11 protein-coding genes are annotated in these 17064 nt (G+C 65.7%); 7 read left to right on the plus strand and 4 right to left on the minus strand.

Annotation, left to right across the window (positions count from 1 at the left end; translation table 11 throughout):
* Positions 1-74: 74 nt before the first annotated feature.
* Positions 75-1262, plus strand: coding sequence for an aspartate aminotransferase family protein (locus tag NO357_RS08535; protein WP_306735213.1), 1188 nt, complete (start codon positions 75-77; stop codon positions 1260-1262).
* 66 nt (positions 1263-1328) lie between these two features.
* Positions 1329-2255 (plus strand): ornithine carbamoyltransferase, encoded by a 927-nt coding sequence (gene argF / locus NO357_RS08540; protein WP_306735214.1) that lies wholly within the window; start codon positions 1329-1331, stop codon positions 2253-2255.
* Positions 2256-2313: 58 nt separating this feature from the next.
* Here the strand turns inward: argF and NO357_RS08545 are convergent, their stop codons facing one another.
* Positions 2314-3849, minus strand: coding sequence for a bifunctional aminoglycoside phosphotransferase/ATP-binding protein (locus NO357_RS08545; RefSeq protein ID WP_306735215.1), 1536 nt, complete (start codon positions 3847-3849; stop codon positions 2314-2316).
* Between the two features lie 122 nt (positions 3850-3971).
* Between NO357_RS08545 and NO357_RS08550 the strand changes: the two genes are divergently transcribed.
* Positions 3972-4955, plus strand: coding sequence for a 2-dehydropantoate 2-reductase (locus tag NO357_RS08550; protein WP_306735216.1), 984 nt, complete (start codon positions 3972-3974; stop codon positions 4953-4955).
* Between the two features lie 233 nt (positions 4956-5188).
* Here the strand turns inward: NO357_RS08550 and NO357_RS08555 are convergent, their stop codons facing one another.
* From NO357_RS08555 to hrpB, 3 genes are all read right to left on the minus strand, one after another.
* Positions 5189-6673, minus strand: coding sequence for an inorganic phosphate transporter (locus NO357_RS08555; RefSeq protein WP_306735217.1), 1485 nt, complete (start codon positions 6671-6673; stop codon positions 5189-5191).
* Between the two features lie 86 nt (positions 6674-6759).
* Positions 6760-7218, minus strand: coding sequence for an NUDIX hydrolase (locus tag NO357_RS08560; RefSeq protein WP_306735218.1), 459 nt, complete (start codon positions 7216-7218; stop codon positions 6760-6762).
* Between the two features lie 80 nt (positions 7219-7298).
* Positions 7299-9743 carry an ATP-dependent helicase HrpB gene (hrpB, locus tag NO357_RS08565; protein WP_306735219.1) on the minus strand — a complete coding sequence of 815 codons (2445 nt, stop codon included), beginning with the start codon at positions 9741-9743 and terminating at the stop codon, positions 7299-7301.
* Positions 9744-9840: 97 nt separating this feature from the next.
* On the opposite strand from hrpB, the gene meaB reads away from it, so the two are divergent.
* The 4 genes from meaB to NO357_RS08585 all read left to right on the plus strand — a co-directional run bounded on the left by meaB (position 9841) and on the right by NO357_RS08585 (position 17037).
* Positions 9841-10818, plus strand: coding sequence for a methylmalonyl Co-A mutase-associated GTPase MeaB (gene meaB / locus NO357_RS08570; protein WP_306735220.1), 978 nt, complete (start codon positions 9841-9843; stop codon positions 10816-10818).
* 446 nt (positions 10819-11264) lie between these two features.
* Entirely contained in the window at positions 11265-13676 is a 2412-nt protein-coding gene (locus NO357_RS08575) for a GcvT family protein (RefSeq protein ID WP_306735221.1), read from the plus strand.
* Between the two features lie 49 nt (positions 13677-13725).
* A complete protein-coding gene (locus tag NO357_RS08580; protein ID WP_306735222.1) occupies positions 13726-15270 on the plus strand; it encodes a trimethylamine methyltransferase family protein in 1545 nt (514 codons plus the stop codon).
* A 390-nt stretch (positions 15271-15660) separates the two neighbouring features.
* A complete protein-coding gene (locus NO357_RS08585; protein WP_306735223.1) occupies positions 15661-17037 on the plus strand; it encodes an SGNH/GDSL hydrolase family protein in 1377 nt (458 codons plus the stop codon).
* Positions 17038-17064 lie beyond the last annotated feature (27 nt).

A 17064-nucleotide genomic window follows, 5' to 3' on the forward strand; every position in this document is an offset into this window, starting at 1 on the left:
CTCTCGAAAATCGTTGACGAAAGCCCCGCGCTGCGGCACTCACGGGGCTTCTTGAAAGGGAAAGGATACGACCGATGATCCCCTCCGTTCTGCCGACCTACAACCGCGCGCCCCTTGAATTCGTGAAGGGCGAAGGAAGCTGGCTGATCGAGGCGGACGGGCGACGCTTTCTCGATCTGGGATCGGGCATCGCGGTGAACGTGCTGGGTCACGCCCATCCCGAGCTGGTCGCAACACTGACCGAGCAGGCCCGGAATCTGTGGCATGTCTCGAACCTCTACCACATCCCGCAGCAGCAAAAGCTGGCCGACATGCTGGTCGACAAGACCTTCGCCGACACGGTGTTCTTCACCAACTCGGGCACGGAATCCTGCGAACTGGCTGTGAAAATGGCGCGGAAATACTGGTACGAGAAGGGCGTGCCCGAGCGGGTCGAGATTATCGGCTTCGAGGGCGCATTCCATGGCCGCTCGTCGGCCGGAATCGCCGCTGCAGGGTCGGAGAAGATGACCACGGGCTTCGGGCCGCTGCTGCCGGGGTTCAAGCATCTGGCCTGGAGCGACATGGCGGCGCTGAAAGCGGCCATTGACGACAAAACGGCGGCCGTGATCCTGGAGCCGGTCCAGGGCGAGGGCGGCATCCGGCCGATGGCCGACGACATGCTGCGCGAGGTGCGCGAGATCTGCGACGCGGCCGGTGTCCTGCTGATCCTTGACGAGGTGCAATGCGGCATGGGCCGGACCGGGCGGCTGTTCGCCCATGAATGGGCGGGGATTGCGCCCGACATCATGATGGTGGCCAAGGGTATCGGCGGCGGCTTCCCGCTGGGCGCGGTTCTGGCAACGGAAGCGGCGGCGTCGGGCATGACCGCGGGCACCCATGGGTCGACCTATGGTGGCAACCCGCTGGGCTGTGCGGTCGGTGGCAAGGTGATGGAGATCGTCTCGGAGCCGGATTTTCTCGGCGCGGTCAACGCTCGCGCCGGGGCGCTGCGCCAGAAGCTTGAAGGGCTGGTGGCCTCGCACCCGGAAGTGTTCGAAGAGGTGCGCGGCACCGGGCTGATGCTGGGGCTGAAGTGCCGGGTGAGCAATGCCGACGTGGTCAAGGCCGGCTATGACAACCTGGTGATCACCGTGCCGGCGGCGGACAACGTGATCCGCCTGCTGCCGCCGCTCAACATCACCGAGGACGAGATTGCCGAGGCCGTCGAGCGCCTCGATGCCGCGGCCGCCGCAATCGAGTCCGTGTCTTCTTCTGTTTGAAAAATACCTTCCGGGGGTCCGGGGGTGGAAAACCCCCGGTCCTGCCGTCGACACGGGAACCGACCGATGAACCATTTCCTCGATATCCACAAAACCGATGCCGGTGCCTTGCAGGGCATGCTCAGCAAGGCCCGCGAGATGAAGGACGCCCGCAATGGACGCCCCAAGGGTACGCCTGATGACGATCAGCCGCTGAAAGGCCGCATGGTGGCGCTGATCTTCGAGAAGCCCTCGACCCGGACGCGTGTTTCCTTCGATGTGGGCGTGCGCCAGATGGGCGGTGAGACCATGGTGCTCAGCGGCAACGACATGCAGCTAGGCCACGGCGAAACCATTGCCGACACCGCCCGGGTGCTGTCGCGCTATGTCGACCTGATCATGATCCGGACCTTCGATGAGTCGGTGCTGACCGAAATGGCCGAGTACTCGGATGTGCCGGTGATAAACGGACTGACCGACCGCACCCACCCCTGCCAGATCATGGCCGACGTGATGACCTATGAAGAACATCGCGGCCCGATCGCCGGCAAGAAGGTGGTGTGGTGCGGCGACGGCAACAATGTCTGCGCCTCGTTCCTGCACGCGGCCGGGCAGTTCGGCTTCGACCTGACCTTCGCCGGGCCGCCGCAGTTCGACCCCGAGGACGAGTTCGTGGGCTATGCCCGCAGGAAGGGCTCGAAAGTGGCGATCGAACGCGACGCCGCCAAGGCTGTCGCGGGCGCCGATCTGGTGGTGACCGACACCTGGGTCAGCATGCATGACTCGCAGTCCTCGAAGGAGCGGCGGCACAACATGCTGCGGCCCTATCAGGTCAACGAGGCGCTGATGAGTCACGCAAAGCCGGACGCGCTGTTCATGCATTGCCTGCCGGCGCATCGCGAAGAGGAGGCCACCTCGGCGGTGATGGACGGTCCGCATTCGGTGATCTTCGACGAGGCGGAAAACCGGCTGCACGCGCAAAAGGCGATCATGCGCTGGTGCCTCGGGGTCTGAGCCGCCGGGCGCCGGCCCCGGCCGGATCAGACGTTGCCAGCGGCGCCGTTGTCGGCGATCACGCCCCCGCCGGGGTGGCATCGGCCAGCGCGGCGCGGGCAGCCGACAGCGTTGCGCCGGCGTCGCACGTGGCGTCGAGATGCCTCCAGTCCACCGTGCCGCTGCCAGCGGCGAGCTGGCGCTCGAGCACTGCGACATCGGCATCCGAGGCATCGCCCCGCCGGCCGGCGACGCGCTGGCGCAGGCGGTCGGGCGGCGCGGTGAGCCAGAGGCCCACGAAGGGCACATCCAGCGCGGTGGCCATATCGCGGGCGGCGGTGCGCCGGGTCGGGTCGAGAAAGGTGGCGTCGAGGATTACCGTATGCCCGGCGCCGAGGATCGTGCCGGCCCGCGCCATCATCCGTTCATAGACCTGGCCGCGGGCGGTAGCGGAATAGGCGGCGTCGGGGAGGGGGGCGGTGTTATCGCGACCGGCTTTGCGCAACACGTCCGAGGCCAGCCAGACGGCGCCCGGCGCGGCGCCGACATGCGGCGCCAGCCCCCGCGCGAGCAGGCTCTTGCCGGTGCCGGAAAAACCGCCGACGGCGATGCAGACGGGCGGGGGCGGGCGCAGGAAACCGGTCGCCTCCTGCAGGAGAAGGGCCACTTCGGCGTCGCTCGCATGTGGCATGCCGCGGGCGGCGTCGGTCTGCAGAAGCACCATGGCGCGGATTGCCGCCCGCACCGAAAGAAAGAGCGGCAAGGCCGCGAGACCGGCGTCCTGGCGTCCCTGAAAATCCAGCAGCCACGCGTCGAGCACGCGGGCGGCGGCGCGGCGCAGGTCGCGGTGACAGAGGTCCATCAGCAGGAAAGCCAGATCGTAGAGCAGGTCGCAGGTGCCGAGGGTTTCGTCGAATTCCAGCGCGTCGAACGGCACGGGGCGGCCGTCGAGGAGCACCAGGTTGCGCAGGTGCAGGTCGCCGTGACCGCGGCGGACCGCGCCAGTCTGGCCGCGGGCCTTGAGAAGGTCGGCGTGCCGGTCCAGCGCGTTGCGGGCGCCGGCCGACCAGCCGCGGTGCAAGCGCAGGGCCTCGGTGCCGGGAAAGCCGGCGAAGACCCGGTCGAGCTCGTCGAGAATGTCGGCGATGAGCCGGGTGCCGTCGCGCAGGCGGACAGGGGCGGCGTGGTGGTAGGCGGCGAGGCTGTGGCCCAGTTCGGTGGCCAGCACATCGTCGAGCCCGCCCCGGGCCGCCACCGCCTCGAGCTCGTCCTCGGCCGGGAAGCGGCGCATCCGCAGCACCCAGTCGACCGGGTCACCGGCCCCATCCAGCGCCAGGCGGCCATCGGCCTCGCGGGTCACCGCCACGACGTCGCGGTAGAGCGTCGGCGCGGCGGGACGGTTCAATTCGAGTTCGCGCATCAGCATGGCGCGGCGTTTATCGGGCGTGGAGAGGTCCATGTAGTCGTAGATCACCGCGCGTTTGAGTTTGAGCGCAGTGTCGCCACAGAGAAACACGAAGGCGCCGTGGGTTTCGACCCGGTCGACCGGGTCCGGCGCGCCGAAGCTGTCGGGGGACGAGAGAAAGGCAATGGTTTCGGTCTGGTTGTCTGCCATGCTGGCACGTCCTGCGGTTGGGACCCGGTCACAGGTTGCCCTGATCGGCGCCGGCCATCAAGCGGGGATGACGGGTGCGGCGCGCCAGCATAGAGTTCGGGGAAGACATGAAGGGGGACGCCATGACGCAACCGAGAATCGTGGTGGCAGGGGCCGGCGCAGTGGGCTGTTTCGTGGGCGGGCTGCTGGCGGCAGCCGGGCGCGAGGTGGTGTTGCTGGGGCGGGGCTGGCTGCGTGACGAGGTGGCGGCGCATGGGCTGACCTGCACCGATTTCAGCGGCCTGGCGGTGACGGCCGCGCCGGAGGTCAGCGACGATCCGGCCGTGCTGGCGCGCGCCGACATCGTGCTGGTCTGCGTCAAGAGCGGCGCGACCGGCGAGATGGCACGACTGATTGCCGAGCAGGCCCCGATGCAGGCGGTGGTGGTCAGCCTGCAGAATGGCGTGCGCAACGTGGATGTGCTGCGGCGCGCCCTGCCAGGACGCGACGTGCGCGGCGGCATGGTGGGGTTCAACGTGGTGGGGTTGGGCGAGGGGCGGTTTCACCGCTCGACCAGCGGCGAGATCGTGGTGGCATTCGGGGATGGCGATCTGGCCGAGACGCTGGAGGCGCCGGGGCTCGTGGTCGAAGAGGTGGTGGGAATCGAGGCGGTACAGCGCGGTAAGCTGATCCTGAACCTGACAAATGCGGTCAATGCGTTGTCGGGGTTATCGTTGCACGACATGTTGCTCGTCCGTGGTTGGCGCCGGGTGATGGCGGCGCAGATGAGCGAGGGGCTGGCGGTGTTCCGGGCCGCCGGGCTCGAGGTCGCGGTGCCGGCGAAGGCGCCGGGGTGGGCAATCCCGTGGATACTACGGTTGCCGACGGGGCTGTTCCGACGCATCGCGGCACCGATGCTTGTGGTGGATCCGCAGGCGCGAACGTCGATGGTGGCCGATCTGACGGCGGGGCGGCGCACCGAGGTCGACGAGTTCCAGGGCGAGATCGTGCGGCTGGGCGGGGTGCATGGGCTGGAAACCCCGGTCAACGCGCGGGTGATGATCGCGATCGGTGAAGCAGAAGGCGGGCGCAACCGGGTTTGGACGCCAGAGGATCTGCTGACGTAGAACCGGGCTGGCATCGGTAGGATCGCAATCACGTTCGGGTTGGAGTGGTGAATGCTCTGCCGCGCGACCTTTTCACACGCCGTCGACAATGGTCCCCGGATCGCGTGCGATCCGGCTCCCCCTCCGGGGGACGCGTGAACCGCCGTTGTGCTTGATGGCCGCAAAGGTCGACTTCGGGCCAATCGAAGTTGCGTTCCCGGCTGGCTGCGAGGGGCTTACGGGGCGAAAACTCTTTAGGACACGATGGCGGTAAGGATGTAGAAGACCAGCCCCGACATCAGCGCGGCGGCTGGCACGGTGATCACCCAGGCGGCGACGATGGTCATGAAATGCGACCGGCGGACCAGCTTGCGGCGGCGGCGTTCCTCGGGGGCGATGCGCCGCTCCTCGGGGACGCCGTTGGAATTGTGCCTCATCCGCTTGACAGTGTGCCATTCACGGAAAAAACCTACACCGAACACGCCACCCACGGCGATGTGGGTGGAACTGACCGGGAGGCCCAGCCAGGAGGCGACGATCACGGTGATCGCCGCCGACAGCGCCACGCAATAGGCGCGCATCGGGTTCAGCTTGGTGATCTGGGAGCCGACCATACGGATCAGTTTCGGCCCGAACAGGAACAGCCCGAAGGAGATGCCGAAGGCACCGATCACCATCACCCAGAGCGGGATCGAGACCTTGGCGGAAAACGAGCCATATTCGGTGGCGTGGACGATGGCGGCGAGCGGGCCGACGGCATTGGCGACGTCGTTGGCGCCATGGGCGAAGCTTAGCAGCGCGGCCGAGATCACCAGCGGGATGCCGAACAACACCTTGAGCGATTTGTTGCGGTTTTCCAGACCCCTGGCCTGCCGTCGGATCAGTGGAATGGTGATGAGCCAGGACGCGACGCCGACGGCGAGCCCGATCAGCAGGGCGGTCTGGACATCGATCTTGATGATCCGCTTCAGCCCCTTGAGCGCGAGATAAGCGGCGAAAGTGCCGGCCATGATGCCGACCAGGATCGGCACCCAGCGCCGTGCGGCAGCGATCTTGTCGTCCTGGTAGATCACCCGGCTTTTGATCAGGGCGAGGAACAGTGCGGCGATGGCACCCCCCAGCACCGGCGAGATCACCCAGCTGGCGGCGATCTTGCCCATGGTCGGCCAGTTCACGGCGGCGAAGCCGGCGGCGGCAATACCGGCGCCCATGACGCCGCCGACGACGGAATGGGTGGTTGAAACCGGCGCCCCGATCCAGGTGGCAAGGTTGACCCAGAGCGCCGCCGAGATCAGCGCCGCCATCATTGCCCAGATGAAGATCTCGGCATTCTCGACCGTCGAAGGCGCGATGATGCCTTTGGAAATGGTCGAAACCACGTCACCACCGGCGATGAGGGCGCCGGCGCTTTCGAAGACGGCGGCAATGGCGATGGCGCCACCCATGGTCAGCGCGTTGGCACCCACCGCCGGACCCATGTTGTTGGCGACGTCGTTGGCGCCGATATTGAGCGCCATGTAGGCGCCGAACACGGCGGCCGCGACCACGATCATGTTCATCGGAACCTGGCCGAAGAAAAAACCCGCGGCAATTCCTGCGATCACGATGAAAGCCAGCGCGATGCCCGGCGCCACCATCGGTCGGGCAACGTATTGCGTGCCGGCTTCGAGATAGGAAAACCGGTGCAGGTCGCGGTCGAGAGTCTCGAAGTGATCGGTGTCGTTGGGCGCGTCGCTCACGTGTCTTCCCCATCGGCTTTTGCCAGCGGGGTAGACAAGCCAGCGCGACGGATCAACCGTTTTGTTACGCAGGCGTTACAAATCACTCACAACTGGAGCAACAGTTCCTTCAATTCCGGTTCGCGCACCATGTTGGCGGCCTTTTCCGGGCTGACCCATTTGCGGCGGCGCTCGTCGGATTCGGGGAACTCGTCGGCGAGTTTCCTGACTTCGATCGGGAAGACGAGGGTTTCCACCGGCACCGGCAGGCCCGAGTCGAGTTCCTTGTCATAGGCATAGCTGCCCAGCGACGCGCCAGTGACGCGACCCTTTTTCACGCCGGCCTCTTCCCAGGCTTCCTGCAACGCGGCGCCAGCGGCGTCCTTGCCCTTGATCGGCCAGCCCTTGGGGATGATCCAGCGACCGGTGTCGCGCGAGGTGACCAACAGAACCTTCTTCTCTGCGCCTTTCTGGGTGTAGCAGAGCGCACCGACCTGGAGCCGCTTGGGACGCCGCAGAAGCGGCTGGACCAGTTCGGTCCAGGCTTTTCTCAATCTGTCTGTCATTTCAAAACTCGTTGACCCGCCGCAATTTGGTTTTTTGTTAATGTGCATATAGGACAAACCTTAGCGAAATGCAAAAATCGCTATGTTCGTGGCTTGGCGCGGAGCGTGGGATCGGCTTCGGTGGGGTCCTCGGGCCAGGGATGCTTGGGATAGCGGCCACGCATGTCCTTGCGCACGTCGGCATAGGAGCTGGCCCAGAAGCCGGGCAGGTCGAGCGTGGTCTGCAACGGGCGCTGGGCTGGCGAGAGCAGGGTGACGCGCAGCGGTTTGCCGGCCACGGTGGGGTGGGTTTTCTGGCCGAACATCTCCTGCAGGCGCAGGCTGATTTCCGGGTGGTCGCCGGAATAGTCGATCGGGATCCTGCGCCCGAGCGGCGTGGTGAACGCGGGTGGCGCAAGCCGGTCGACGCGCTGCTGCTGGTCCCAGGAGAGCATGGCCCGGAGCGCGGGGAGAAGATCGAAGCCTTTCCAGTCCTGCGCTGTTTTCACGCCGGCGAGATGGGGCAGCAGCCAGGTTTCAAGCGTTTCGAGGAGGATGTCGTCCGACATGTCGGGCAGGTCTTCGCCGGCCTCGCGCGCCAGCGCCACCCGGGCGCGCAGGCGGTTGGCGGCGTCCGACGGCTGCAACCCGAGATCGCGGACACCGTCGCACATGGCCCGCGCGATGGCGTCTTCCGGGGCAACCTTCCAGACGCGGTCGTCGAGCACCAGGGCGCCGAAGCGTTCCTGCCGGCGAGCGAGCACGCGGCGATCGCGTTTCGACCATTCACACAGGTCGTGCCAGGCGATCTGATCGGCAAAAAGGGCGCGGATGTCGGTTTGGGTGATGGCGATGGCCTGCCGGATGCGGGCCTCGCGCGGGTTGCCGTCGGTGTCGGTGACGACGAGGAACGGGGCGGCGGCCAGCGGGTCGGCGTCGTCGAGCACCGCACCCTTGCCGCCGGAGAGAACGTAGCGGGGGGCGTCCCCCTTGCGGCGCTGGCCGATGCGGTCGGGATAGGCCAGTGCGGCCATTTCTGCCGGGGCATGCGATGGCGCGGTCGGGCTGGCCTGCCGGGCCAGGCGTTTGGCTTCTTCGCGGATGCGGGCGAGGGCGGGGCGGTTGACCTGATAGGGTCGGGTCTTTGAGAAACGGTTGAAATCCATCAACGCTTCGAGGCGCAGGGTCAGGTCGGCGGGGGCGGTGCGCGCAAGCGGGTCGCGGTCGGCCAGCAGTGCCGCCAGCGGGGCGGCCTCGGGCCCTGAAAGGGCAAGCATGTGGGCGAGGCGGGGATGCAGGGGCAGAGCGGCAAGAGTCTTGCCATGGTCGGTGATGCGGTTTTCGCCATCGAGTGCGCCGAGCATCCCGAGCAGCGCTTGCGCTTCCCCGTAGGCGCCGGGATTGGGCTGGGTGAGGAACGGCAGTTCGGCTGGCGCGGCCCCCCAGAGCGCCAGTTCGAGCGCGAGGTTTGCCAGGTCGGCGGCTTCGATTTCTGCGGGCGGGAAGGCGGCGAGTGCGCCGTCTTCGCCGCGGGTCCAGAGCCGGTAGGCGCGACCCGGCGCGACCCGGCCGGCGCGGCCGGCGCGCTGGGTGGCCTCGGCCTTGGTGACGCGCTCGGTGACCAGCCGCGACATGCCCGAGGACGGGTCGAACCGGGTGCGGCGGGCCCGACCAGCGTCGATCACCACGCGAATGTCTTCGATGGTCAGCGAGGTTTCGGCGATCGAGGTCGAGAGCACCACCTTGCGGCCCGATGCAGCGGGAGCGATGGCGGCGCGCTGGTCCTTGAACGGCATGGCGCCGAAGAGGGGGCACAGGTGACAACCGGGTGGGAGTTTCGGTTTCAGCAACGCCTCGGTGCGGCGGATCTCGCCCTCGCCGGGCAGGAAGACCAGCACGCCGCCGGTCGTTTCCGCGAGAGCGGTGAGGATGAGCGCAGAGGTGGCGTCTTCGAGGCGTTTGGCTTTCGGCAGGGGCGTGTCGAGCCAGACCGTCTCGACCGGGAAGGCACGGCCTTCCGAAGTGATGAGCGGGGCGTCGAGCAGCTTGGCCAGAGGCTCGGCGTCGAGCGTGGCCGACATCGGCAGTAGGATCAGGTCGTCGCGCAGGGCGCCGGCAATCTCGAGGCAGAGCGCGAGGCCGAGATCGGCGTTGAGCGAGCGTTCGTGGAATTCGTCGAACAGCACGGCGCCGATGCCGGCCAATTCCGGGTCGGACTGGATCATGCGGGTGAGGATGCCTTCGGTGACGACCTCGATTTTCGTTCGCTTGGAAACTCTGGTTTCGCCGCGGATGCGGTAGCCGACGGTCTGACCGGTCGCCTCGCCGAGGGTTTCGGCCATGCGCTCGGCGGCGGCGCGGGCGGCCAGGCGGCGCGGTTCCAGCATCAGGATGCGGCCCTGGGTGAACCCGGCCTCGAGCAGCGCCAGCGGCACAACGGTGGTCTTGCCCGCGCCGGGCGGGGCCTGCAGCACGGCGCGGCCATGGGCGCGCAGCGCGTTGATAAGCGGCACAAGAGCGCTGTCGATGGGAAGGCCGGACTGCATGGCGGCTTTATGGGGTGCCGTGCGGGTGCAGTCCAGCACTGGACTTGCGCGGCGGCATTGGGCAAGTAGGCGCGCGACGGACCCCGGGGGAAATGACATGGATATTGCGGCCACGGCGGAGAAGATCGCAAACGGAGACCGGCGCGCCCTGGCGCGCGCGATCACGCTGGCGGAAAGCGGGCGCGCCGATCATCGGGCGCAGGCGACTGCGCTGCTGGAGACCCTGAAGCCGCTGGAGCGGCAGGCGGTGCGGATCGGGCTGAGCGGCACGCCCGGGGTGGGCAAGTCGACCTTTATCGAGGCGTTTGGCTGCCTGCTGACCGGTAAGGGTCTGAAGGTGGCGGTTCTGGCGGTGGACCCGAGTTCGGCGCGTTCGGGCGGGTCGATCCTCGGCGACAAGACGCGGATGGAGCGGCTGTCGCGCGACCTTAACGCGTTCATCCGGCCATCGCCGTCGCAAAGCCAGCTCGGCGGTGTGGCGCGGCGGACGCGCGAGGCGATCGAGCTTTGCGAGGCGGCGGGATTCGACGTGGTGCTGATCGAGACGGTGGGCGTCGGCCAGTCGGAGACGATGGTGGCAGAGATGTCGGATCTGTTCGTTCTGCTGCTGGCGCCGGCGGGAGGCGACGAGTTGCAGGGGGTGAAGCGCGGTATCATGGAGATGGCCGACCTGATCCTGGTCAACAAGGCGGATGGCGATCTGAAACCGGCGGCGACGCGGACCTGTGCCGATTACATGGGCGCGCTGAAGCTGCTGAGGAAGCGGCCGCAGGACCCGGAAGGGTTTCCCAAGGCGATGATGGTCTCGGCACTGGCCGAGGAGGGGTTGGAGGCTGCCTGGGACGAGATGCGCGGGCTGGTAAACTGGCGTCGCGAGACCGGGTTTTTTGACAAGGCAAGGGCGGATCAGTCCCGGTTCTGGTTCGGTGAAGAGGTGCGTCAAGGGCTTTTACGTCGGCTCGAAAGCGCGGAGGCCAAGGCGGCCGTAGAGGCGTTGGCGGAGAAGGTGGCAGCGGGCGAGATATCGGCGAGCCGGGCGGCAGAAATGGTTCTGAAAAACCTGGACGGCGTCTGATCACAATGTGCGCTGCCGCGCGCTTTCAATCGGCGCGTTGCGAGGCGACGCACAGCACCCGGCGCTGTGCATGTTGCCGCCGGGGCCTCCGGCGGAGGTATTTTCCTAACAGAAGAAGACCGAAAGTGATCACCCCCGATGGCCTGCACCATCGGGGGCTTCTCCTGTTGCGGTCATCGGCTCCTCAGCCTGTACCGCCCCGCAATGATCGGCCGGTTTCGTCAACAAATCGTTGCTTCTTCTGTTCGAAAATACCTCGGGGGTTTGGGGGCAGAGCCCCCAAGGCCTGCGTGGCCTGAACGTAACCCGACCTGTACGCCGGAGGCGTTCCAACGGATCGCGGTCGCCGATGTCGTTTTCAGACCAAATGACTTCGGTGCGTCCGGTTGACGGTGAAAAGCTCGTCTTCCTAAGCTCGATCGGGGACCATCAAGGAGGGCCGGGCCATGAAGTCGCATTACAGGGTTGTCGTTATCGGGGGCGGGGTCGTGGGCGCATCGGTGCTCTATCACCTGGCCAAGATGGGCTGGACCGATATCGTGATGCTGGAGCGCCGGCGGCTGGCTTCGGGCTCGTCGTGGCATGCGGCGGGAGGCATCCATGCGCTCAATGCCGATCCGAACATGGCGGCGTTGCAGGCCTATACCATCGATCTTCTGAGCGAGATCGAGAAGGAATCCGGCCAGCATATCAATTTGCACATGACCGGCGGTTTGACGCTGGCGGGCACGCCCGAGCGTTGGGAATGGTTGCAGGCGAATTACCGGATTTTCCAGTCGATCGGCATCCACGATTGCGAATTGCTGTCGCCGCAAGAGGCGCAGAAACGCTGCCCGATCATGTCGACCGAGGGCGTGCTGGGCGCGATGTGGGCCGACCGCGAGGGGTATCTCGACACCACCGGCACGGTGCAGGCCTATGCCACCGCCGCGAAAAAGCGCGGCGCGGAATATTACGAGCAGACCAAGGTCGAGTCGCTGGAGCAAACCGCCGAGGGCTGGCAGGTGGTGACCGACAAGGGCACGATCGACTGCGAGCACGTGGTGAATGCCGCCGGCCTCTGGGCCAAGCAGGTAGGCCGGATGGCCGGGATCGAGCTGCCGGTTTCGCCGCTCAAGCATCATTACCTGGTGACCGACACGGTGCCGGAAGTGGCGGCGGCGGATTTCGAGATGCCGATGACGGTGGACCTGGAAGGATTCACCTACATGCGCCAGGACCAGAAGGGTGTTCTGGTGGGTATTTACGAGATCAACCACGAGCATTGGGCGATGGACGGGGCGCCCTGGGACTATGGCGAGGAGCTGTTCCAGGAGCAGCTTGACCGGATCGAGACCGAACTGACGCTGGGATTCGAACGGTATCCGGCGATCCAGGACGTGGGCATCAAGACCTGGGTCAACGGCGCCTTTACCTTCAGCCCCGACGGCAACCCGCTGGTCGGGCCGGTGCCGGGCAAGCGCGGGTATTGGAGCGCCTGTGCGGTGATGGCGGGCTTCCTGCAGGGCGGTGGCGTCGGCAAGACGCTGGCCGAGTGGATGATCGAGGGTGAGCCGGAGACCGACGCCTGGTCGATGGACGTGGCGCGCTATGGCAAATATGCCGAAAACAAGCGCTATATCCGCGAAACCACGGGCCAGTTCTATTCCCGCCGGTTCGTGATGTCCTATCCCAACGAGCAGCTGCCGGCGGGCCGGCCGCTGAAGATGGCCCCGGCGCATGATGCGATGACGCAAGCGGGATGCCGGTGGGGCGTGAGCTGGGATCTGGAGGTGCCGCTTTATTTCGCGCCGTCCCTGGATTTCGAGGAAAACCTGACGCTGAAACGCTCGAACGCGTTCGACATCGTGGGCGAGGAATGCCGCGCGATCCGCGAAGGCGTGGGGCTGCTCGATATCACCGGGTTCTCACGCTACGAGGTGAAGGGCCCCAATGCGGAAGCCTGGCTGGACAAGCTGTTCTCGACCAGGCTGCCCGGGCCGGGGCGGGCGCGGCTGGCGGTGATGCTGGCACCCACGGGGCGGCTCAAGGGCGATCTGACGCTGCTCAACTGGGGAGACGGGACCTGGTGGATCATGGGGTCCTATTACCTGCGGGCCTGGCACATGCGCTGGTTCAACGACCATCTCGAAGACGGTGTTGCGGTACGTGACCTGGGCGAAGCGGTTTGCGGCTTTGGCGTGGTCGGGCCGAAGGCGCGGGCAGTGGTCGAGAAGCTGGCCGAGCAGGATATCTCGGGCCTGCGCTTCATGGGCTGTGGCCGGTTCGACATCGGGTTGGTGAGCGCCCGCGTGGCGCGGATGTCGGTGACCGGCGAAATGGGCTACGAGATCAACTGCCGCATGGGCGATCATATCAAGCTGCGCCGGATGCTGCTGGAGGCGGGCGCCGGGGAAGGCATTCGCGAATGCGGCTTCAACGCCATGCTGTCGACCCGGCTGGAAAAGAGCTTTGGCATCTGGTCGGCGGAGTTCACCCAGGACCGCACGCCGGGGATGACCGGCATGGACCGCTGGATCGCTTGGGACAAGGGCGATTTCATCGGGCGCGCGGCCGCGATGGCCGAACGCGACGGCAACGGCCCCGACCGGGTGATGGTGACGCTGGAGCTCGAAGACGGCGACGCGGACGCCAGTGGCTATGAGCCGGTTTGGGCCGGCGACGGCACGCTTGCCGGGTTCGTGACCTCGGGCGGCTATGGTCACACGCTGCAGAAATCGCTGGCCATGGCGCTGGTCGACCGGGCACAGGCGGATGCGGGAACGGAGGTCTCGGTTCATGTTGTGGGGGAGGAACGCAAGGCCACGGTGATCGCGCCGTCGCCCTATGATCCGACGGGTAAGGCGATGCGGGGATGAGACCCGAAAGGTTGTGCCGGCCGAGGGGCGCGCCCGAGGCGGCGGGGAGATGACCGGGCCGTCCCGATCAGGAGGGCGCAAGGGCCGGCGCACGGCGCGTGACGCGGCGCCGAAGCGCAAGGTGGACTATCGCAATCTGCGCAACCCGTTTCCGGTGATGAACTTGGTCTCGGACGACCGGGTGCACGCCATGCATGACGCGGCGCTGGAGGTGCTGGAGCGGCTTGGATTGAAGGTTCTGTTGCCCGAGGCGCGCCGGCTTTTGAAAGCGGGCGGCGCGCGCGTGGATGACGGTGCCGAGATGGTGTTCATCGGGCGCGAGATGGTCGAGGCCGCGCTGGCGAGCGCGCCGAAACGCTTCGACGCACGGGCCGGGGCGCGGCATCGCGACCTGACTTTCGAGCTTGGACGGCTGATGTTCCAGCCCGGCGCGGGCTGCCCGCATGCCACCGACCTGGAGCGGGGACGGCGGCCCGGCACGGCGCAGGATTTCCGCGAGCTGGTGACACTGACGCAGGCGTTTGACGTGCTTCACATGGTGCCGCCGCTGGTCGAACCGCAGGACATTGCGCCGCATGTGCGGCATTACGAGATGACGCGGGCGCAGCTGACGCTGTCGGACAAGCTGCCGTTTGTCTATGCGCGCGGCACGCGGCAGGTCAGGGACGCGTTCGAAATGATCAGTGATTTCCGCGGCGTGTCGGACGCGGAGTTCGCGGCCAAGAGCCACTGCTACACCATCATCAACACCAACAGCCCGCGGGTGCTGGACGTGACGATGGCGCAGGGGCTGATCGACTTCGCCCGCGCGGGCCAGGTGAGTATCGTCACGCCGTTCACGCTGATGGGCGCGATGGCGCCGATCACGGTGGCGGGTGCGATGACGCTGAGCCATGCCGAGGCGCTGGCGGCGATCACCCTGACGCAGCTGGCTCGACCCGGCGCACCGGTGTGCTATGGCACCTTTACAAGCAATGTCGACATGAAATCGGGCGCGCCGGCCTTCGGCACGCCGGAACATTTCAAGGCGTCGCTGCTGGCGGGGCAGCTGGCGCGGCTGATCGGATTGCCGTGGCGCTCGGCCAGCGGGTCTGCGGCAAACCTCGGCGATGCCCAGGCGGCGAACGAGACCCAGTTCGGCACCTGGGGCTGTCTGCTGGCAGGCGCCACGGTGGTAATTCACGCAGCGGGCTGGCTGGAAGGCGGGCTGACAGTGTCTTACGAGAAGATGATCACCGATCTGGACGTGTTGCAGATGGTGGCGGAGCTTTGTGCCGAGACGCCTGCGGGTGAGGACGAGATCGGACTGGCGGCGCTGGAGGAGGTTCGGCCCGGCGGGCATTTCTTCGGTGCGGCGCACACGATGGCGCGCTATCAGACCGAGTTCTACCGGCCCTTGGTGGGGGATTGGTCGAATTTCGGGACCTGGAGCGAACGTGGGGCGGTGGACGCCACGACGCGGGCGACGGGGATATGGCAGCGGATCGTCGAGGAGAAAACGGGGGCGCCGGAATTGGAGGCCGACCGGGTGGCGGCGCTGGAGGCGTTCATCGCCCGACGGACGGCAGACGGCGGGGCGCCGCCGGAGAGTTGACGGGTACGGGCGTACGGGCCAATGGCGGCTTTGTGCCCGGAACGGTCATTCTCTGCGCCTCGTTCTAAGACTGCGCAACCTAATGTTCAGTCAGGTTGCGGCCTCCTGCCTTGGACGTATGCGCGACCAAACGCACAAAAAAACCCTGACAGTGACGGGATTACTGAACCAATGGGCTCGGGTCCTGCTTTCCTTGCGAGCCGGACGTCACCGGATTTGCTGCAGTCCGCGCTCTGTTCATACGATCCCGAGCTCAGTAACCGCGGTTTTCAAAGGCAACGAAACTGCTTGCTGCTTTGGTCCGGCAACACTTAGTCTTTAGCCCAACGTGTGTCGGATTGCTGCAAACGATCAATCAGTTGCCAGCTATTTTTTGCGGGAAATAGAAAAATGAGCCGCCAGTCATCAAGAATTGTACGAGCCGTTTGTATCGTCGTGGGACTGCTTCTTACGGCCTTGGCGTTTTCCGACAGCCCTGTGGCAGGCGGCGAAGGCTTCGGGATGGTCGAGACTCTGGTGCTGAGTGTCGGAGTGCTCACGATATTTATCGGTGTCGTTCTCAGCAGATTTGCCTCGACCTATTTGCTCGTTCTTGCCTCCACCATTATAACGTTGGTTCTGGCCGAATTCGTGCTCAAGGCCCTGCTTGGCCCCAGTTACTACACCGCCTACGCGTTCGACCAGAGATACCTGTTCAAGCTCGAACCAAATGTCTCGCGGGCCTACGTTCACCACCCGGCAAATGGCGGCCACACGGTCGTCTACAAAGTTAATTCCGATGGGTTCCGCGGACCCGACCTGATTGAAACCGGCACGAAACCGCGGATCGTTGTCTATGGCGATTCGTTCATTCACGCCGAATACACTGAACTGCCAGAAACCTTCCCGGTTCAGCTTGCGAACCAGCTTTCTTCCGCCCACGGCCTTGAGGCCGAAGTCATCAATGCCGGTGTCGCCGGCTACGGGCCGGACCAGATCCTCAGACGGCTTGAGAACGAGATCGAACCCCTGAACCCGGACCTGGTCGTGGTTGCTTTGTTTTCCGGGAACGATTTCGGAGATTTGCTGAGAAACCGCCTCTACCGTTTGTCTGACGACGACCGGCTTGTGGAAAATGACTTTCGCCTCAGTGAAGCACAACAACGGCAGATCAAACTCAACCGCGCGGAACCCGTTCTGTTGAAGCTGCTGAAGGAGACCAAGAACAAGCTCCTTTCCCCGGAAGACGAAGCCTTTGTCTTCGACAAACGCCAATGGATCGAAGACGCGCTGGCCCAGCATTTGGCGGAGTATCAGAGCTACGTTGCGAGGGGCGACAACACGGTCGGCGAATTCGGCGTCGACCCGTATTCTGCAGATATCGCTTTGCTGCCCGAAAGCCCTTCGGCGGGATACAAAATCCAGCTTCTGGACCGTATCGTTGCGCGGATGAAACGCGTCGCCGAAGCGCATGCCGTCCCGATCGTGGCCGTCATCATTCCGCACCCTGTCGATTTGCTTGACGGCGATCATGACTCCGGCTGGGTGAACAAAGCCAAGTATTCCGAGTATTCCCCCACACGGCTGAGCGACGCGATGGTTTCAATCACCGTAAACAGCTCGATCCCGACACTGAATCTGTTCCCGGTTTTCAAGCAGACGGATGTGAAATCGCATTTCCTGCGTGGCGGTGACGATCACTGGAACAGCGTCGGGCAGAAACTTGCGGCCGAGGCCGTGGCGACGTTCCTGTCCGAAAACGGGCTGCTCGACGCCCTGTCCGAGTGAAACCGGCAATAGTTGCCGCATCGACCC

It is taken from the genome of Marimonas arenosa, from assembly GCF_030848945.1.
Classification (GTDB): Bacteria; Pseudomonadota; Alphaproteobacteria; order Rhodobacterales; family Rhodobacteraceae; genus Marimonas; species Marimonas arenosa.